A 17,506-nucleotide genomic window follows, 5' to 3' on the forward strand; every position below is an offset into this window, starting at 1 on the left:
ATTATGAATATTTCTGTGTCAAGATATAAAAAATAAAATTTTTTGATTATATAGAAACATGATAGAAACAACAGGTATTGTTACACTTAATTACAATTTAACGTCTTGCTACTATCTGTCTTTCATGACAAATTAGAGTCATACCAACAACGAAATCTAAGTGCCAATCTATAGTATTTACTTATAATGAATAAAGGAGACGATAAAAGGATACGTCGAAATGTTACTAGAGGCATTAGATAAATTATTGGTAAGGCAGGATGATAAGAGCAGGAATGCGACTTCATCTGTTGAATGTAAGTTACAAATACAAGGACAATAATATGAATGTTTCTATCAGTGGTCACCATATCAGTGTTACCGAAGCTATGGACACAGCAGTTCGTGAAAAGCTTGAAAAAGTAGAGCGACACTTTGATCAGATACAGAGTATTAAAGTGATATTATCGCTAGACAATAGTGGCGCAAATGATGGCGGTAAAAAAAGCCATAAAGCTGAAGCAATTATGCGCGTCTCAGGTCAAGAAATGTTTGTCCAAGCATTAGAAGATGATATGTATAAAGCCATTAACGAGATGGCAGACAAACTTGATAGACAAGTACGTAAGTACAAAACCCGTCAAGAGCGCAAAAAGACTCAGGGTGCTGGGCGTGATGAGCGCTATCAAGACACCACTCCTGCTGAAGCAGTACCAGCAGCTTAATCATACGTTTGAATCACGTTAATTAAGTGGGCAATCAGATTATCAAGAGCGTCTGAACAAGCTAAAAAATAAGAAATTTGACAAACAGCTATTTCATTCATTGATGATCCACAAAAGAAAAAAGACCTCAAACGTTTGATACGTTGAGGTCTTCTTTAGTATGTCTTTAATACTGCGGTCAGGACTTCATAAAACATAAAAGCTAATGACAGACTGAAATATAAAAAGTTAGCCTCCGCCCACAGCCTGTACGACTTCTATATTCATACCCTCTTCAATACGCAATTGAGCCAGTTCACTCTTTGGTATCAGGTCACCATCTACTTCGACGGCATAGCGTCCTTGACTGAGTCCAAGTTCATTGATGACCAACTGCACTGTCTGATGGGTGGTTTGTAAGTTTTTACCATTGACGCTAATGGTACTCATATAAAATCCTCCTTAATAATTTGAGATTCCTTGTATCAGCCGTCCTCTTATATTAACCGCAATATAGCTGCTTTGAATCTTATGGGCGACTTATTTTTATCTATACTCATAATATCAATCAACTTTCGGCAGGTATGAGTAGAATGGATTAATCCATTGAGTTCTTAAGTCGAAATGTAGAGATAGCAAGCCATAACCAACCTGAAATCATAAGAACCCCGCCAATGGGCGTAATCGCGCCAAACCAGCGCGGTGCTCCAAGCGTCATGGCATACAGACTACCAGCAAATATAATAATACCGATTTGCAATAACCAAGCCGTAGTTTGAGTGGTATATTTTAAGCGTATCAGTAAGCCCACAACTAATAGACCCAGCGCATGTATGAACAAATACAGCGTCGCGGTATGCCACCATTCAAGCTGTTGTGCGCTGACAATATTCTCTAAACCATGAGCACCAAATGCGCCCAAAGCGACAGCAATAGCCATATTAATGGCGGCAATACCGATCCAATTTAGCATGGCAAAACTCGTATTCTTTTAGAGCTACTGAATGTCATCTGGCAAGATCACGCTATCAATGGTCATGGCATCGCGGATTTTGTCCATCGCGTTTTTTTCGATCTGACGGACACGCTCAGCCGAGATAGAGTAAACTGCTGCCAGCTCGTGCAAAGTAGATTTTTGCTCAGAGAGCCAGCGCTGCTCGACGATATCGCGTGAACGGTCGTCTAATGTTCCCATAGCAGCGATCAATGCTGACGAGTTGTTTTCTTCCCAGTCTTCTTCTTCCAACTGCTCAGCAGGATCGATACCATCTTCCAAAAACAGCTGCGGTGCATAACGACCATCATCATCGTCACTTGACTGCGCTTCAAATGAGGCATCATAAGAAGTCAGGCGTGACTCCATCTCTAGCACTTGCTTGCGCGTAACGTTCAAGTCTTTGGCAATCGCGTCTGCTTCTTCTAGTGTGAGCTGATTATTGGTTTTCTTTAAGCTGCGTAAGTTAAAAAATAACTTGCGATGGGCTTTGGTGGTCGCGACTTTTACGATACGCCAGTTACGGATGACAAATTCGTGAATTTCAGCTTTGATCCAATGTACGGCAAAAGACACCAAGCGCACACCCTTATTGGGATCAAAGCGTTTGACTGCTTTCATCAATCCAAGATTACCTTCTTGAATTAGGTCAGCTTGTGGTAGTCCATAACCTGAGTAGCTACGTGCAATATGAATGACAAAACGCAGATGCGACATCACCAGCAGACGTGCTGCTTCGACATCGCCTTCATCATAATAGCGATGGGCGAGTTCTTGCTCTTGTACAGTAGTCAAGATAGGGATTTGATGAACAGTATTGATATACGCACCCAAATTGACCCCTGGCGCTGACAAATGGGTTGGCATTGCTGGCACCAAATCACGCGTACTGGTATTGCCTAACGTACTGGCGTCATAGGGTGGGCGCTGCGCAGCTGCCTTTAGTGCAGCATCGCGCGCATCGTTTTTTATAGGAGCTGTGCTGTCTTTTTTATTCGCATTCGCAGCATCAGAAGTAGTAGTAGCCATATTCTTGACCTTGGTTAAATAGTTAAGCAAATAGTCAGATAAAAATCTCTATAGTTGTAATTGTAAAGGACAGCAGCGTTTAGTTGCTATCAGTTTTGGTAATGATGAAGTGATATATTGTAGCGAAACGCTGCAATGATGTGCTATTGCCTGACAAATCAGTAACTTCGTTTACGATTAACGCTAGGTAGTCGTTTGTCTGTGTTTGCTGACTCTGACGACAAAACGCTGTGATATCAGCTTGTGAGTTGGGATCCGTCGCGACCACATATAATGATTCACCAGCGGCTACATCACGCAACGCAACTTTGGTTTTCAACAACGGCATTGGACATGCAAGCCCGCGACCATCGACGAAACGCTTGATATTTAGTAAAGGTTGCTCTCTATCTGTTTTGGTCTCAGTGTCAATATCTGAGCCACCATTCTCTACTGGCAACAAGTCTAACAGATGGTTGATCTCTTGCTGCTCTGGATCGGATAAGCTCGCTGATAAGTAAATAGAGTGTGATGCGCGTTTGATGGGTAATTGGCTATCAGCGGACATAATACAAACCTTACAAGTATCAATATTTCGGTTTCTTTATTAAAAAGGCTCTAACAATTATTTTTGAATATCGTCAATATATTTACGACAACCATGAGCTTACTATTATTGTGTTTAACCATTATACCAAATAGCCGATGTATAATTGCATTTGAATATAATCAACGTCATGTTCGGTTCATTAGAATCACACAGTCATGTTGCACAATCGTGACGGGTGGCTGAGTGATTGGTAGCTAAGCACATAGTAGAATTGACCTTATACAAACAAGCTCGTATAGTCAAAAAGACGTCGTCAACAATCTGATAGGATACGAATTTGTACCACACTAATAGACCGCCACGACTTACTAAAGCCACCAGCCATTCGATGAATAAGCTAACGGAAAGCTCGCTATCTAAACTATTTGGGCAAACAGATAGCCACAACTCTGTGGTTTTATATTTTGCAAATGGTATCAAAATCGGACTGTCAGTGACACTGCTGGTAATCGCCACAAGTGCTCATAGCAAGGATGGTGATGATAGCCAAGCTATGCCATTTGCCAATCATTCATGGCAAACGGTAGAGTCACAATCGTTAGAGTTACCCAATTTGCGCGGGCAAGGACTGAGCTTTGCTGAGCAGTATCAAAACAAAATGCTGGGTGAGTGGTCATTACAGAACATCAATGGTCGGGTCAAAATGGAGCACGACCCTTGGGTGCAAGAGACGGTAAAAGACATGACATGGCGACTCAATGCACAAGCCCGTCAGCAAGCACCACTTGGCTTAGTTATTCTTGATAATCCTAGCATCAATGCTTTTGCCGCACCTGGCGGAGTCATCGGGATCAATACAGGGACGATATTGGCCGCCAAAAGTATGGATGAGCTGGCAAGTGTCATCGCCCATGAAGTCGCGCACATCAGTCAACGGCACTATGAACACAGCGCAGACGAGCGCAAAAAAGCCTTACTGATGCAAGTAGGCGGTATGTTGGCTGCGATTGCCGCATCAGCAGTCGATGGTGATGCGGCGGCGGCTGTAATGGCGGGTAGCCAGACAGCCTCTATGAATAGCAGCATGGCTTTTAGCCGTAACAACGAGCGCGAGGCCGACCGAGTAGGGATGCAAATCATGACTCAGGCAGGCTATGACCCTCGGGCAATGCCACGGTTTTTTGCCACGATGAATCAACAAAGCCAGCTCAATCAGGTTGAAAATCGCTTTTTACCAAGCTTTGTGCGCTCGCACCCACTCAGTGATGAGCGACTGAGTGAGTCGCAGAGCCGTGCTGGGCAGTATCCCACACTGTCATTGAGCCAGCAGCAGCGCCATCAAGCCTTGTTTGATTTGCTCTATTGGCGTGTACAAACTACTGGCAAACATGCTTCTGAAGTGACGCTCACAACCGCTGCTAAAAATAGTCTGGGTGCCAAGCTTGCCTTAGTGAGCTGGTATGGAGAACAGCAGCGCATCAAAGAGGCTAATGAGGTATTGGCTGAGATAAATAAACTCCCAAATACGCAGCGTCAAAGCCTAGAACCTTTGCTATCGATTACTCATAGTCAGCTTTTAAGTGAACAAGGCAAATGGCAACAAGCTGCAGATATTTTAGAGGGTCAGCAGCGTCTGTATCCTGAGCGCCGTGACTTACGTCTGTATTTGGCAGAAGCACTGACCAATAGCAATCAGCCATCAAGGGCACAAGCACTGCTAAAACCACTCACAGAGCAACAACCAAGCGATCGCTACGCATGGCAAAGTTTGCAGCTTGCTAATGAAAAGCTCGCTAAAACTGCAACGTCACCACAACTGGCTAATATTGCAACGATTAACGCATTGCGTTATCGAAGCTACGATCAACTTTGGAATGGCCGCTATGAGAGTGCATTGACATCACTAACGCAAGCAAAGCAATTGACGGAAAACCTGCAAGCCACAGCACAAAGCAATAGTGCGCGCCCGTTGCTAGCCAATATCAATGCAGAAATCAAAGCAATAAAAACCGCCAAAGACTTTGAGCTTTAGGCGGTTTGTAAATAGTCAGTTTTTCGCACAATAGTGGGTGCGCTTGACGACATCATTCTCAGTAATAGCAGCTCATATGCCATTTGCTACCCAAAACGAAAAATTAGCCTTGTAGCGCGTCTTTAACCATTTTAGAGATCAATGCAGGATCAGCGCGACCAGCGGTCTTGTTTTTCAGTACACCCATCACGCTGCCCATATCACGCATAGAAGTGGCACCTTGCTCTGCGATTTCAGCGTTGACCAATGCCATGATTTCATCATGACTCATTTGCTGCGGCATAAACTCATTGATAATATCAATTTCAAACTGCTCTTTGGTCGCCAAATCATCACGGCCATTTTCAGTAAAAATAGTGAGCGACTCTTGACGTTGTTTGAGCTGCTTTTGTAGCACTTCTAATACTTGCGCGTCATCAAGCTCTGTTTGACGATCAATCTCAATTTGTTTGACCACTGATTGTACGTTGCGCAGTATTTTAACACGCTCAAGCTCACGAGCTTTCATTGAAACTTTGATGTTGTCTGATAACGTCTGTTTAAGTTGGCTCACTGCTATTATCCTTATTCGTTTGTTAAATGCTATTTGTTGGGTACTGTTTAATAAGTTTTTTGGGATAAAACCTGCTGAGAGCGGGCTTTGATAAAAAAATGCGTCAGCAGTAACAACGAAAATTGTAGCATAAAAAACGCCACTGATATCGATGGATAACAGTGGCGTTAGTGTAGCACTTGTACTTAACTAATCAGATTGTTGATTAGTACATACGAGTAGTACGAATAGTTTCGCGTTGTAACTTCTTCTTATAACGCTTTACGGCAGCAGCTTTTTTGCGCTTACGTACTTGCGTTGGTTTTTCATAAAACTCACGCTTACGTACGTCTGATAATACACCAGCTTTTTCACAAGCGCGCTTGAAACGACGGATAGCGATATCAACTGGTTCGTTTTCTTTAACCTTAACTGCAGGCATGAAGACTCCTCGATTAGGATGAGATATAAGGGCATTAGTTTGGCTGTGTGTTAGTATTTAGCCGTAATATCTCAAGATTACTGGCATCAGCTCAAACTAGGACAATTCTCACGCATTGGCGTAAGGGCAAGTATTTTAATAAAAAATATCAACAAAGTCAATGATTTTAACGGTTTATTGTCTATTTATACTTTGTTTAAAAAGTATTCAAGCTAAGCTGTCAGGTTTTAGGTGGAGTTAAAGCACAAAGCTTAGTATCAATAAAAAGTCCCTACGGTCTATAACGGTTTAGTGGGAGTTTATGCTATGATATTTCCCATATTATAGGGTCTGTTTGATATTCAAATGTTAGGGCTGCTGATGGCTAAAATGGCACCAAACTAGGCGAAAACCGACGATAATGTCGAGACCTTAGCTAGGTTTTCAACGACGGTTGGGGTGATTTTAGCATCAGCCTTTCAGGGCAGTACTCTTTTTTGCCAATATATGGCGAAATGGTTTAACCTAGAATGACTAGGCGTCAACAATTTCACTGCATATTGTCTAAAAAATAGTGACTGCCAGCACCACATTTGAATATCAAATAGACCCTAGTAAGCCTATGAACCGTTTTGTGCGTATTTTATTGAGGATGTTGGAATGAGAAAAACAGTATTGAATACGGTGTTGAGCACAGCTTTTATCGTGGCGTTGGGTGCGGGCGTGAGTGCTTGTAGCGGCGGCGAAGAGCATGAAGAAGTATTGGCGATCGATATGGTAGATGAAGCGGCTGAGCTAGCACGCGTAAATGCCCCTGAAGCAGAAGACATGGAGTTTCCAGAGACTTCTGCAACTGCAGTGGCAGACAATGCGACGGCAGCTGATGAAGCAGGTGCGACTGAATCTGAAGCGATGAGTGTTGAGCAAGAAATAACAGGCGATACCCAAGCGGATAGTGCTGATACCGCGGCTGCGCCTGCTGCCACTGACAGCGCCGATATGGCAACACCTGAAGATGCCGCTGCAACACCTGCTGAGTAAGCCTTCAATTAGACTCGTAATATAATATTGCGAGTCTATGAACTGCTACAAAAAATTTGGCCACAGACGCATCAAATAAAGGTAAGGTCATGATTGATATACAGCAGCACATAAAAAGACTGAGCTTATCTGTCATCAGTCTGAGTGTGTTATTAGTATTGAGCGCTTGTAGTGGTGATAACGCGACTACGGAAGCGTCTACCGCAGCCAACGAACCTGCTGCTACGAGTGTTGAAGAAATAGTTGCAACAAAATCCGAAGCTACGGTGCCTGAGCCTATAGTTGAACCTGAGTCTACCGACATGGTAGTTGAAGAAGAAACTGCCGCTGAGCCTGAAATGCTCGCTGCAGATGCTGGTGCTAAACTTTACGAGTCAAACTGTAAGGTTTGCCATACAGCAGGTTTATTGAATGCGCCGAAATATGGTGACACAGCCTCTTGGGCGACTCGTTTGACCAAAGATAAAGAGACACTATATATGCACTCTGCTAAGGGCTTTAATAAAATGCCAGCACAGGCGGTAGATGGTGTCAGTGAGGCACAAGTCAAAGCCGCTGTTGATTATATGCTCGCGTCAGTAAGCTGATACGGTATATATAGACGATATCAGTCATTGAAATTTGTTAAACTGACCGTCATTGTGACTGACAATGGCGGTTTTTTTATGCACGTTTTTTATTACTATCAACTTTGACAATATGACTGGCTGTACGAAGCGGATTTGATTCGCTATTCAAAATGTTAAAGTGATATACAATAAAAACGCGGCGAAAAATAGTCCGAAAATCAAAGCATAAAGGCAAAAGTATGAAGGTATTGGGTTTAGAGACCTCTTGTGATGAGACGGGGCTAGCGATTTTTGATAGCGAGCAGATTAATAGTGATAACCAAGGGTTAGTTGGGCAAGTACTGTACTCACAGATTGAGCTGCATGCGCTCTATGGCGGCGTTGTACCTGAGCTTGCCAGTCGCGATCATATTCGTAAGCTTGTGCCATTACTCAACGAGCTACTTGAGCAGTGCAACATGAAAAAAATCGAGATCGATGCGATTGCCTATACCAAAGGTCCAGGGCTAATTGGTGCGTTAATGACTGGCGCATTATTTGGGCGTAGCTTAGCCTATGGTTTGGATATTCCTGCCATTGGTATTCATCATATGGAAGGTCACTTGCTCGCGCCGCTTATGGGTGCCAATCCACCCGCTTTCCCATTTGTCTCGCTGTTAGTCTCTGGCGGTCACACGTTACTTATTGCCGCACATGGCGTTGGGCAGTATGAGATATTGGGTGAGTCGATCGATGACGCGGCGGGTGAGTGCTTTGATAAAGCGGCCAAGATGCTGGGCTTACCTTATCCCGGTGGCCCTAATATTGCTAAACTGGCAGAAGCTGGCAACCCTGATGCTTACGCACTGCCAAGACCGATGCTTCATCGAGGTTTGGACTTTTCATTTAGTGGTATGAAAACAGCGGTACATAACTTGATCAAAGACACTGATGGCTCTGATAGCGATCCGCAAATTCGCGCGGATATCGCCGCCAGCTTCCAACATGCAGTGGTCGATACCTTAGTGAAAAAATGTGTCAAAGCACTCAAGCAAGCAGATATGAGCCGTCTGGTCATTGCAGGCGGCGTCAGTGCCAATACGCATCTGCGCGAGATGCTAGAGGCGGAGCTGGCTAAGATCAATGCGACGGTCCACTATGCACCGCCCGCGCTGTGTACAGACAATGGCGCGATGATTGCTTATGCAGGGTTTGAGCGTTTGCAGGCAGGACAGTCTGATGACTTGGACGTTAGCTGTGTTCCGCGCTGGCCAATGACAGAGTTACCAGCCGTATAATTGAGCCTTTTGTCCAACAAATTTATACGAACTAAGGACAGTCTATGCAGTGGCTTGCTATTGGTCTGGGAGCAGCATTCGGTGCTTGCCTGCGCGCGTGGCTATCGCGTTTCAATGCTTTAAATAGTTGGGTACCACTTGGGACTCTGAGCGCTAACATACTGGGCGGGCTTCTAATTGGGCTTGCGCTGGTGTGGTTTGAACGTATGGGAAGCAATCTATCTGATCATGTGCGTGTCTTTGTGATTACTGGCTTTTTGGGTGGGTTAACTACCTTTAGTACGTTCAGTGCAGAAGTATTTAGTTTTATTCATGATGGGCGGCTACTGGCAGGCTTAGCGCTCATAGGCTTGCATGTGGGGATGACATTATTGGCAACCGCAATTGGTTTTTATTTCTTTAAGTTGGTTTTGTAGTCATTAGTAGATATTAATCGTTTAATAGACTGTTATAAGTGGTTCCATTATATCAGTCTGTTTTAAGTGGTCTGTTAATAGGTTTGAAGGGTGAAATAGCTGTTTCTGTTGGGGTATACCTGAAATAGACCGCCTAGACATTCTTATATTCTAATTAAAAAAACTCTTATAATAGATGCCGAGAGCTTTTTAATAATACTGTTCTACTGAGTAACGTATATTGGAAATAATTATGAATATTGAAATTCACGGCGATAAAATATTGACTGAGTTAGAATTTCATAAAGAAATTGCGCGGCAATTTGATGTGGAGCTCTACTATGGTAAGAATCTTGATGCATTATGGGATCTATTAAGCGGGGGTGTAGAGAGACCTATTAATTTAATATGGTTCAATTCAACTACTTCAAAAGAAAAGCTGAGTTGCTTTGAAGAGATAGTTTTTATTCTCGAAAAAGTTAAAAACCAGGACGAGCAATTCAACTTGGAAGAAAAATTTACTTATACCTTAATGTAGTTCTGCTAGCTATCTTACAACAATCAGAAATAAGGTAGTGAAAAATCAAAGTTGTTAATAAAACACTATAGATATTAGGCATACAACTCATAGTTCGATGCCTGTATAGCGCACCAAACACGTTCCCATAACAGACGTTATTAAATATAAGGCTTAGCAGTATGTTGAATATAAACGATGTTATTAAGGTATCAAAAAATATTCAAGACGATATCAGAGCAGGTCATTTGGGTACTGTAGTACATATTTTTGATCAAAATCCCCCTATGTACTTAATTGAGTTTATTGATAATGAAGGCCGTACAACTGAAATGGCATCTCTAAAAGAAGAAGACATGAGCCTTTATTGGGTTGCCAGCACTGAAACATATGTCGAATAGTTAACGGTGAATTGTCCTGACTATTGATGACTACCTGATAACCTAGTCAAAAAACCATTAAGCCAAGCTCATTCAGTACACTCAGATGTACATTGATTCAATATAAAATCTATATCCATTGGAATCACGTGGGCTATAGCCGAAGATTCAAGTCCTCACTAGGGAACCATCAGTTTTCCTAACGCCTACCACAACGTAAGAAAGCGGACAGTATTTTATAACCAAAAAATGTAATAAGCAGTGGAGTATTAAACTGGCTTTACGATCCCTTCCAATAAATTCGCAAACCCTTGCATGTATGCTGTATCTTTACTTGAGGTACGCGTCGCGGCGTATAGCTGACAATGCACACCCTCTCCTAGTGGTCGCGAGACGACCCAACCTTTTCTCTCATATTCAGCAACCACCCAATCAGGCAACGCTGCCACACCGCGTTCACTGGCAACCAACTGAATCAGCATCGCGGTCAGCTCTGTGGTACGAACACTCTCAAAGCTCACTTGTGCTGGTGTCATAAAGTTGGCAATGATATCGAGACGCTTGGCTTCTACCGGATAGGCAATTAATGTCTCGTTGGTCAAATCATCTGGTTCAATAAATTCCTGTGCTGCCAAATCATGTGTTGGCGACAGCACCAAGCGACTCTCATACTCAAACAATGGCTGATAGCTGATACCATCGATCGGTAAATCACTGGTAGTGATGAGCAGGTCGATATCGCCCTCCATCAATAGATGATGCGGCTCAGGCTCAAAGCCTGTGGCAAAATCCAGCTCGACATCTGACCATTCACGTCGATAGTGATTGAGTATCGGCATGAGCCAATCAAAACAGCTATGGCACTCTGATGCCAGTCGCAATCGTCCTGCTTGACCGTGTGCTAAGCGTTTGAGGTTGGATTTGGTACGGGTCACTTGCGGCAAAATACTATCTGCCAATGCCAATACGGTTTTACCCGCTGGCGTGAAGCTGAGCGGGCGAGTTCGACGATTGACTAAGCTGATGTCGTAATAGTTCTCTAGCTCTTTCAATTGATGCGAAACGGCCGAAGCAGTGACGTGTAGCTCATCGGCCGCTGCTGCAAGTGAACCATGCGCTCGTAGCGCGGTTAATGTATTAAGATGACGAAGCTCAAGCATAATAGTACCTAACCGCTAAGGTGAGAAAAATTCATTATAGTCAATATGGAGCTGAATTTCACTCATAGTCTGCTACTAGTGAGAAGTTAATAAATAATCAACGTTTAGCGCTTGCGCAATAGTAACTGTGAGATGACTACCAATACTAGCGAGGCAACCAATAATAACGTACCTATCGCGTTGACTTCTGGCTTGAGACCGACGCGCACCATAGAATAAATACGCAGCGGTAAAATCTCATAACTAGGCCCTGTGACAAAGGTCGATACCACCACATCATCAAGCGATAAAGTAAAGGCGAGTAACCAACCTGCCATGACCGCTGGCAAGATAACGGGAATCAATACCGTGCGCACCATGGTTGATTCGTTAGCACCCAAGTCACGTGCCGCTTCCATCAAGCGCTCATCTAAGCTGCTCAAACGCGCAAAGACAGTAATCACTACAAAGGGCAAGCAAAAGGTAATGTGTGCTAATAGCAGGGAGATAAAGCCTAGCTGCAAACCGATTAACAAAAATAGCGCGAGCAATGAGATAGCCAGCACAATCTCAGGCGACATCATCAGGACAAATAGCAGACCATTTAGTAAGCCTTTACCGCGAAAATTATAACGATGTAAGGCGAGGGCAGTGAGCGTCCCTATAAGAGTCGAAACAGTAGCCGCGACCAACCCCAAGACAATAGAATGCCAAAACGCATCGAGCATCGCTTGGTTGTTAAATAGTGACTCGTACCATTTTAAGCTAAAGCCGCCCCAGTTGTAGCCGATTTTTGACTTGTTAAATGACATCACCACCAAAACAATGATGGGTAGATATAACAAAGTATAAATAAGACCGAGATAGCCTTTGGCAGCGATACTGCCAATCTTGAGTGTACGCGAATAAGACATTAGGCCACCTCGTTAAAATCGGTCTTGCCAATGCGGCGACTACTGGCACGGTAGGCTAGTAATAATACCGCCATTGCCACTGTCAATAACACGCTAGCAGCAGCACCAAACGGCCAGTCACGGGCGTCTAGGAATTGGTTTTTGATGATATTACCGACCAACAAGTTACGAGAGCCGCCCAAAATATCCGCCACATAAAACATACCCATCGCCGGCAAGAGCACAAGCAGCACCCCAGAGATAATCCCCGGCGTCGTCAGTGGCAGCACCACATGCCAAAAGGTCTGTGTTTTAGTTGCGCCCAAATCCTGTGAGGCTAATAGCATGTCATTGCGTAAGTCAGTAAATACTGCATATAACGGCAGTACCATAAACGGAAATAATAAGTAAGTTAGGCCAGCAATCACCGCGCCTTGCGTATATAAGATATCGATAGGGGTATCAATGACACCGATTGCCAGCAGCGACTTATTAATCAAGCCATTATTCGCAAAGAGCAGTTTTAGCGCATAAGTACGCACCAAAGAGTTGGTCCAAAAAGGCAGGATCAACAGCAGCATGAGTAACGGCTGCCATCGCACTTTTACTTTGGACACGAGCCACGCAAAAGGGTAGCCCAGCAGTAGACAGATAACCGTTGTGATACCTGCCATCCACAATGAATGAACAAAGACCTCAAAATATAACGGATCAACCATGCGCACATAGCTGTCAATACTGACAGGCAGGCTAATAAAGGCGCTGCTATCACGGGTCAAAAAACTGACAGCAATGACCAATATGTTTGGTAATAGCGCAAATATCAGTAGCCAACCCCAGATCAGCCAGAGCGTTGCCGTACGAAACGGACTTTTGCTGCCTAAGTGGTTGCGGGCCATCAGCTACCATCCTTTTGTGCGATCGCATTGTTTGTATCGTTAGTATCTTCTGGCAACACCCACTCCCAGCCATCGACCCATGAGACTTTGACGCCTTCGTTTAGTTTATAATCAAAGCTTGGGTCGTCTTCATCAAAAAACTCAGAGGCCTTAATGATATGGCCATTCGCCAACTCGATAATCGAGTCTAACGTACTGCCTTTATAATTACTCTCGATGACCCGTCCCAATAGTCCGCTATGCTCGTTATCTTTTGGATCATATATTCGTAGATCTTCGGGACGAAGTAGTAAATTAACGATGTCACCTACTTGTACATCATTGGCAAAATTGGGTCGGCGCAAGTTACGTAGCGTTGTTGGTCCTTCTTGCGCTTGAGCCTCACAGACTTCGACTTCGATGCGTCCATTAGTCACTTTGCCATCGCGATCGGGAAGGTCTGGATAGACACCCTTGACCTCAGCTCTAAACAGATTGGTCTCACCGATAAACTTGGCAGTAAACAAGTTGGCAGGGGTCTCATAAATCTCGATAGGCGTACCGATTTGCTGGAATGTACCGTCTTTCATCACGGCAATACGATCTGACATAGACAGCGCTTCTTCTTGATCATGCGTGACAAAGACAAAGGTAATGCCTAGCTCACGTTGCAGACGCTTTAGTTCAGACTGCATTTGCAAGCGTAGCTTATGATCGAGCGCGGATAGTGGCTCATCGAGTAGTAATAGCTTGGGGCGATTGATCACCGCACGGGCGATCGCCACGCGCTGCTGCTGCCCACCAGATAAATCTTGCGGTTTGCGATTGGCCAAATGCTCCAACTGCACCATGGCTAGCATCTCGCTCACACGCGCTTGAATCTCGTCTTTCGGGACTTTCTTTAACTTTAATCCATAAGCGACATTTTGGGCGACGCTCATATGTGGAAACAACGCGTACTGCTGAAAGACGGTATTGACCGGACGTTTATCAGCGGACAATCCTGCCATCTGTACGCCATCTAGATAGATTGTCCCCGCATTTGGCTGCTCAAAACCTGCAATCAAGCGCAGTAATGTCGTTTTGCCACAGCCTGAGGGCCCAAGCAGGGTCAAAAATTCGCCGTGCTTGATATCAAGGTTGATGTCTTTTAGAACCTCGGTTTGATCGTAGGTTTTTTTGATACCATTTAATTGCAGCAACGTCTTGTCATCCTGAGGCGACGCGGAGGTAGGGTGCGTATGTGCAGAGGGGTCGATCATAATATTTGTTCCTAAGCGTCTAGTAGATCAGTGCAGCCACCAAGCTGGAGCGTTGTTTTTAAAGGGGCTGGCATGAGTGTCAGCACGATTTGATTACTGTCTGATTGTTGCCTGATTGCTGCGTATTATAACAAACCCGTGATACAAATCAGTGCAAGTTCGTTATCAATTACGCGAGTTGTACCGTTATGGTAGCGCTAGGAGGGGTTCTAATTTTGATGATATATGCTTTGATATAACGACATTTAAACAAAATTTTTTACCGTTTTTTGGCCTCTATTCCTATACAATCACGGTATGGCTGACAAACATAATGAGTCTGCTAGGTTAGTATCTGCTCGCACCTCAATGTCTGCATACATGTGTGAAAAGCCGTTTATAACTCTCATATTATTGATAATAAAGGATCTCTCATGCCTACTGATATACGTCCAACAACAGGTCAAGAAGCCCTTGAGCTGTTAAAAGAAGGTAATGCCCGCTACGTGGATAGTCTCACCAGTACCGATGAATATATGCAGCGTCGCCCAGAATTGGTCAAGGATCAAAATCCATTGGCCATTATTTTGGGCTGCTCGGACGCACGAGTACCCGTTGAGATTGTCTTTGATCAAGGTTTGGGGGATTTGTTTGTCATACGTGTGGCCGGCAATGTAGTGGCGCCATCACAGATTGGCTCAATTGAGTTTGCGGCCGAGGCCTTCGGTACGCAGTTGGTGGTTGTCCTTGGACATTCAAAATGCGGTGCTGTCACAGCCTGCGTCGAGACACTGATTAATCCTGAACAGAATTATTCACCTAATTTGCAATCGATCGTTGATCGTATTCGCCCAAGTGTTTATAACTTGCATGAGCTGGCAACGGCCAATGGTCAAGACGTCGATGCCGATGAGCTGGTTGATCGCTCTATCCGTGCCAACGTGCGCATGTCAGTGAGTCAGCTCAGACATGGATCGCGTGCACTAGAGGACTTGACCAACAGTGGTCAACTACTTGTTGTCGGTGCTGAGTATGACCTAGAGACGGGTAAGGTAAGGTTCTTAGACGGCTAATATATCTGTAAATATGAACATACTTTGTTCATATTCTTACAAAACCCTATCAATTATTTCGCCATTTTTTATTATGATGAAAGAACCAAGCGAATTGCGACCATCGTGATTCGCTTATTTATAACTGCATTTTCTAAATTATATTGGGATAATTATGTCTAATCCATCTAATAATAACGCAACCATCGCACAGCCTACTAGCAGCATCAGTGCAGATGGTGTGAAGTCGATTTCAGCACAAACGACAGGCTTTACCTTTAATCACACCATGCTACGCGTCAAAGATCCTGCCAAATCATTGGACTTTTATACTGGCGTGTTGGGTATGACGTTGCTTGCGGTCAAAAAATTCCCTGATATGGAGTTTGACTTGTATTTCTTGGCAAAGCTGACCGAGAGCGAGCGTGAAAACCTACCCTCTGGTGACGATTTGGAAATTTTTGCGTTCCGTCAGCGCGGTATTTTGGAGCTAACCCATAACTATGGCACAGAGACAAAAGCTGATTTTAGCTACCATGATGGCAATCAAGATCCACAAGGTTTCGGTCATATTTGTTTTAGCGTACCGAATCTAGAGGAAGCGGTTGCTTGGTTTGATAAGAACGATGTCGAGTTCAAAAAACGCCCAGAAGATGGCAGCATGAAAAACATTGCCTTTATCAAGGACGTTGATGGCTATTGGATCGAAATCGTACAAGCTGATTTGATGTCATAACTGGCAAAGAAGCAGTGAGATGTTCATTTATTTATTCCTTTAAACACGCGCTAAGACAGCAATAGGAGCAACCCTTTATGCCCACCCCCGACGTGAGTCGCATATCGAATACGCTAACCGATGGTGTGACCATCTATCAACAAGTGGTCTATACCACGCAAGACTTGGCAAGTGGCTTTATTGAGCGCATTCCATATTTTGTGGCGGCGCTCATTGTGTTGGGGATTTTTTGGCTGTTGTCGATTATTTTCAAAAAAGTCGTGCATAAAACCTTGGGCGCGCGCGTGCGTCATCAAAACTTGGTGAAAGTGTTTCAGCGGATAGGTGGGGCACTTATTCTATTTATTGGCTTTATGATCGCTATGGTTGTTGCTATTCCAGGATTTACACCAGCCAAATTAATCGGTGCGCTTGGTATCGGTTCGGTTGCGATTGGCTTTGCTTTTAAAGATATTTTTCAAAACCTACTCTCTGGTATTTTATTGCTGATCTCAGAGCCGTTTCGTATTGGTGATCAGATCGTCTCAGGGGATTATGAAGGAACGGTTGAGGACATCAAAATCCGTGCAACGACCATCAAGACCTATGATGGCAGGCAAGTGGTTATTCCAAACTCGGAGCTATATACCTCGGCGTTGACTGTCAATACCGCTTATAAACAGCGCCGCTTACAAGTAGCGGTGGGCATTGGTTATGAAGACGATATCGAAACGGCAAAAGCTGAGATTTTACAAGCTTTGGATAAAGTTGAGAGCGTATCGAAGAAAGCGACACCAAGTGTGATTGCCACAGGGTTTGGCGGCTCGTCCATAGATCTAATGGTTCGCTGGTTTATTGAAGATGGCACGCAGGCCAACAAGGTCACCTCAATTCATCAAGTGATTGTAGAGATCAAAAACGCCCTTGATGCGGCAGATATCAATATTCCATTCCCAATACGTACGATAGATCTAAGCGATCCTTCGGTAAAATCTATTGTTAAGCAAATAAATAAGCAGCAAGATGAGGACGTTAATGATGATGCTAATAATGCCAAAAAAATAGAGACAGAGTGATTTACTCAGAGCGTTATTTCAAAGAGCTGCCTTAGCGTGATATTTTTTGAGCAATAAAAAACCGCCATATCATTGAATATGGCGGTTTTTTTGTCTTTCTACAAACTACTAGG

At 43.9% G+C, this 17,506-nt stretch carries 21 protein-coding genes; 11 read left to right on the plus strand and 10 right to left on the minus strand.

Annotated features, from left to right (window positions below; translation table 11 throughout):
• Nucleotides 1-323 precede the first annotated feature (323 nt).
• A complete protein-coding gene (hpf, locus tag JMX83_RS10270) occupies nucleotides 324-704 on the plus strand; it encodes a ribosome hibernation-promoting factor, HPF/YfiA family (RefSeq protein WP_075105727.1) in 381 nt (126 codons plus the stop codon).
• 228 nt (nucleotides 705-932) lie between these two features.
• Here the strand turns inward: hpf and thiS are convergent, their stop codons facing one another.
• The 4 genes from thiS to JMX83_RS10290 all read right to left on the minus strand — a co-directional run bounded on the left by thiS (nucleotide 933) and on the right by JMX83_RS10290 (nucleotide 3,253).
• Nucleotides 933-1,133 carry a sulfur carrier protein ThiS gene (gene thiS, locus JMX83_RS10275; protein WP_201601386.1) on the minus strand — a complete coding sequence of 67 codons (201 nt, stop codon included), beginning with the start codon at nucleotides 1,131-1,133 and terminating at the stop codon, nucleotides 933-935.
• A gap of 148 nt (nucleotides 1,134-1,281) precedes the next feature.
• Nucleotides 1,282-1,656, minus strand: coding sequence for a DUF423 domain-containing protein (locus JMX83_RS10280; RefSeq protein ID WP_201601389.1), 375 nt, complete (start codon nucleotides 1,654-1,656; stop codon nucleotides 1,282-1,284).
• A gap of 24 nt (nucleotides 1,657-1,680) precedes the next feature.
• A complete protein-coding gene (gene rpoH / locus JMX83_RS10285) occupies nucleotides 1,681-2,544 on the minus strand; it encodes an RNA polymerase sigma factor RpoH (RefSeq protein WP_201601468.1) in 864 nt (287 codons plus the stop codon).
• A 241-nt stretch (nucleotides 2,545-2,785) separates the two neighbouring features.
• Nucleotides 2,786-3,253 carry a sulfurtransferase TusA family protein gene (locus tag JMX83_RS10290; RefSeq protein WP_201601392.1) on the minus strand — a complete coding sequence of 156 codons (468 nt, stop codon included), beginning with the start codon at nucleotides 3,251-3,253 and terminating at the stop codon, nucleotides 2,786-2,788.
• A 319-nt stretch (nucleotides 3,254-3,572) separates the two neighbouring features.
• Here JMX83_RS10290 and JMX83_RS10295 point away from each other — a divergent pair, with 319 nt between their 5' ends.
• On the plus strand, nucleotides 3,573-5,267 hold the full coding sequence (locus JMX83_RS10295) for a M48 family metalloprotease (protein WP_227675814.1): 1,695 nt from the start codon (nucleotides 3,573-3,575) through the stop codon (nucleotides 5,265-5,267).
• 103 nt (nucleotides 5,268-5,370) lie between these two features.
• Here JMX83_RS10295 and JMX83_RS10300 read toward each other — a convergent pair whose 3' ends face one another.
• Together JMX83_RS10300 and rpsU are read right to left on the minus strand one after the other, a co-directional pair.
• Nucleotides 5,371-5,820: a GatB/YqeY domain-containing protein gene (locus JMX83_RS10300; protein ID WP_201601395.1), complete on the minus strand. Its 450-nt coding sequence runs from the start codon at nucleotides 5,818-5,820 to the stop codon at nucleotides 5,371-5,373.
• Nucleotides 5,821-6,025: 205 nt separating this feature from the next.
• A complete protein-coding gene (rpsU, locus tag JMX83_RS10305) occupies nucleotides 6,026-6,241 on the minus strand; it encodes a 30S ribosomal protein S21 (RefSeq protein ID WP_010195908.1) in 216 nt (71 codons plus the stop codon).
• Between the two features lie 639 nt (nucleotides 6,242-6,880).
• Between rpsU and JMX83_RS15250 the strand changes: the two genes are divergently transcribed.
• The 6 genes from JMX83_RS15250 (at nucleotide 6,881) to JMX83_RS10335 (ending at nucleotide 10,420) form a co-directional block, all read left to right on the plus strand.
• A complete protein-coding gene (locus tag JMX83_RS15250) occupies nucleotides 6,881-7,261 on the plus strand; it encodes a hypothetical protein (protein ID WP_227675815.1) in 381 nt (126 codons plus the stop codon).
• An 89-nt stretch (nucleotides 7,262-7,350) separates the two neighbouring features.
• Nucleotides 7,351-7,848, plus strand: coding sequence for a c-type cytochrome (locus JMX83_RS10315; RefSeq protein ID WP_201601398.1), 498 nt, complete (start codon nucleotides 7,351-7,353; stop codon nucleotides 7,846-7,848).
• 221 nt (nucleotides 7,849-8,069) lie between these two features.
• Nucleotides 8,070-9,107, plus strand: coding sequence for a tRNA (adenosine(37)-N6)-threonylcarbamoyltransferase complex transferase subunit TsaD (gene tsaD / locus JMX83_RS10320; protein ID WP_201601401.1), 1,038 nt, complete (start codon nucleotides 8,070-8,072; stop codon nucleotides 9,105-9,107).
• A gap of 44 nt (nucleotides 9,108-9,151) precedes the next feature.
• Nucleotides 9,152-9,523: a fluoride efflux transporter CrcB gene (crcB, locus tag JMX83_RS10325; protein WP_201601404.1), complete on the plus strand. Its 372-nt coding sequence runs from the start codon at nucleotides 9,152-9,154 to the stop codon at nucleotides 9,521-9,523.
• 232 nt (nucleotides 9,524-9,755) lie between these two features.
• Nucleotides 9,756-10,040, plus strand: coding sequence for a barstar family protein (locus JMX83_RS10330; RefSeq protein ID WP_201601407.1), 285 nt, complete (start codon nucleotides 9,756-9,758; stop codon nucleotides 10,038-10,040).
• A 161-nt stretch (nucleotides 10,041-10,201) separates the two neighbouring features.
• Nucleotides 10,202-10,420 (plus strand): DUF4926 domain-containing protein, encoded by a 219-nt coding sequence (locus JMX83_RS10335; RefSeq protein WP_193011768.1) that lies wholly within the window; start codon nucleotides 10,202-10,204, stop codon nucleotides 10,418-10,420.
• 248 nt (nucleotides 10,421-10,668) lie between these two features.
• Here the strand turns inward: JMX83_RS10335 and JMX83_RS10340 are convergent, their stop codons facing one another.
• From JMX83_RS10340 to potA, 4 genes are all read right to left on the minus strand, one after another.
• Complete coding sequence (locus JMX83_RS10340) at nucleotides 10,669-11,559, minus strand: LysR family transcriptional regulator (RefSeq protein ID WP_201601410.1); 891 nt, start codon at nucleotides 11,557-11,559, stop codon at nucleotides 10,669-10,671.
• A 104-nt stretch (nucleotides 11,560-11,663) separates the two neighbouring features.
• On the minus strand, nucleotides 11,664-12,452 hold the full coding sequence (gene potC, locus JMX83_RS10345; protein ID WP_201601413.1) for a spermidine/putrescine ABC transporter permease PotC: 789 nt from the start codon (nucleotides 12,450-12,452) through the stop codon (nucleotides 11,664-11,666).
• A complete protein-coding gene (gene potB / locus JMX83_RS10350; protein WP_201601416.1) occupies nucleotides 12,452-13,330 on the minus strand; it encodes a spermidine/putrescine ABC transporter permease PotB in 879 nt (292 codons plus the stop codon). Before potB ends, potC begins: the two co-directional genes overlap by 1 nt.
• Nucleotides 13,330-14,571 (minus strand): spermidine/putrescine ABC transporter ATP-binding protein PotA, encoded by a 1,242-nt coding sequence (gene potA / locus JMX83_RS10355; RefSeq protein WP_201601419.1) that lies wholly within the window; start codon nucleotides 14,569-14,571, stop codon nucleotides 13,330-13,332. The genes potB and potA overlap by 1 nt, the downstream gene beginning before the upstream one ends.
• A 413-nt stretch (nucleotides 14,572-14,984) precedes the next feature.
• Between potA and JMX83_RS10360 the strand changes: the two genes are divergently transcribed.
• The 3 genes from JMX83_RS10360 (at nucleotide 14,985) to JMX83_RS10370 (ending at nucleotide 17,393) form a co-directional block, all read left to right on the plus strand.
• On the plus strand, nucleotides 14,985-15,623 hold the full coding sequence (locus JMX83_RS10360) for a carbonic anhydrase (RefSeq protein WP_201601422.1): 639 nt from the start codon (nucleotides 14,985-14,987) through the stop codon (nucleotides 15,621-15,623).
• 154 nt (nucleotides 15,624-15,777) lie between these two features.
• The gene (gloA, locus tag JMX83_RS10365; protein ID WP_201601424.1) at nucleotides 15,778-16,338 is read left to right on the plus strand and encodes a lactoylglutathione lyase; all 561 of its coding nucleotides are present in this window, start codon (nucleotides 15,778-15,780) and stop codon (nucleotides 16,336-16,338) included.
• A gap of 77 nt (nucleotides 16,339-16,415) precedes the next feature.
• Nucleotides 16,416-17,393, plus strand: coding sequence for a mechanosensitive ion channel family protein (locus JMX83_RS10370; RefSeq protein WP_201601426.1), 978 nt, complete (start codon nucleotides 16,416-16,418; stop codon nucleotides 17,391-17,393).
• Nucleotides 17,394-17,506 lie beyond the last annotated feature (113 nt).

Origin of the sequence: Psychrobacter piscatorii, assembly GCF_904846415.1 — a bacterium.
GTDB lineage: Bacteria > Pseudomonadota > Gammaproteobacteria > Pseudomonadales > Moraxellaceae > Psychrobacter > Psychrobacter piscatorii.

Excerpts from the sequence above, each read along its gene's own strand:
- rpoH (WP_201601468.1), bottom strand. The coding sequence starts at position 2,544 with ATGCCAACCCATTTGTCAGCGCCAGGGGTCAATTTGGGTGCGTATATC.
- thiS (WP_201601386.1), bottom strand. The coding sequence starts at position 1,133 with ATGAGTACCATTAGCGTCAATGGTAAAAACTTACAAACCACCCATCAG.
- JMX83_RS15250 (WP_227675815.1), top strand. The coding sequence starts at position 6,881 with ATGAGAAAAACAGTATTGAATACGGTGTTGAGCACAGCTTTTATCGTG.
- gloA (WP_201601424.1), top strand. The coding sequence starts at position 15,778 with ATGTCTAATCCATCTAATAATAACGCAACCATCGCACAGCCTACTAGC.
- JMX83_RS10330 (WP_201601407.1), top strand. The coding sequence starts at position 9,756 with ATGAATATTGAAATTCACGGCGATAAAATATTGACTGAGTTAGAATTT.
- JMX83_RS10370 (WP_201601426.1), top strand. The coding sequence starts at position 16,416 with ATGCCCACCCCCGACGTGAGTCGCATATCGAATACGCTAACCGATGGT.
- potB (WP_201601416.1), bottom strand. The coding sequence starts at position 13,330 with ATGGCCCGCAACCACTTAGGCAGCAAAAGTCCGTTTCGTACGGCAACG.
- tsaD (WP_201601401.1), top strand. The coding sequence starts at position 8,070 with ATGAAGGTATTGGGTTTAGAGACCTCTTGTGATGAGACGGGGCTAGCG.
- potA (WP_201601419.1), bottom strand. The coding sequence starts at position 14,571 with ATGATCGACCCCTCTGCACATACGCACCCTACCTCCGCGTCGCCTCAG.
- potC (WP_201601413.1), bottom strand. The coding sequence starts at position 12,452 with ATGTCTTATTCGCGTACACTCAAGATTGGCAGTATCGCTGCCAAAGGC.
- JMX83_RS10335 (WP_193011768.1), top strand. The coding sequence starts at position 10,202 with ATGTTGAATATAAACGATGTTATTAAGGTATCAAAAAATATTCAAGAC.
- crcB (WP_201601404.1), top strand. The coding sequence starts at position 9,152 with ATGCAGTGGCTTGCTATTGGTCTGGGAGCAGCATTCGGTGCTTGCCTG.
- JMX83_RS10280 (WP_201601389.1), bottom strand. The coding sequence starts at position 1,656 with ATGCTAAATTGGATCGGTATTGCCGCCATTAATATGGCTATTGCTGTC.
- rpsU (WP_010195908.1), bottom strand. The coding sequence starts at position 6,241 with ATGCCTGCAGTTAAGGTTAAAGAAAACGAACCAGTTGATATCGCTATC.
- JMX83_RS10290 (WP_201601392.1), bottom strand. The coding sequence starts at position 3,253 with ATGTCCGCTGATAGCCAATTACCCATCAAACGCGCATCACACTCTATT.
- JMX83_RS10315 (WP_201601398.1), top strand. The coding sequence starts at position 7,351 with ATGATTGATATACAGCAGCACATAAAAAGACTGAGCTTATCTGTCATC.
- JMX83_RS10340 (WP_201601410.1), bottom strand. The coding sequence starts at position 11,559 with ATGCTTGAGCTTCGTCATCTTAATACATTAACCGCGCTACGAGCGCAT.
- JMX83_RS10360 (WP_201601422.1), top strand. The coding sequence starts at position 14,985 with ATGCCTACTGATATACGTCCAACAACAGGTCAAGAAGCCCTTGAGCTG.
- hpf (WP_075105727.1), top strand. The coding sequence starts at position 324 with ATGAATGTTTCTATCAGTGGTCACCATATCAGTGTTACCGAAGCTATG.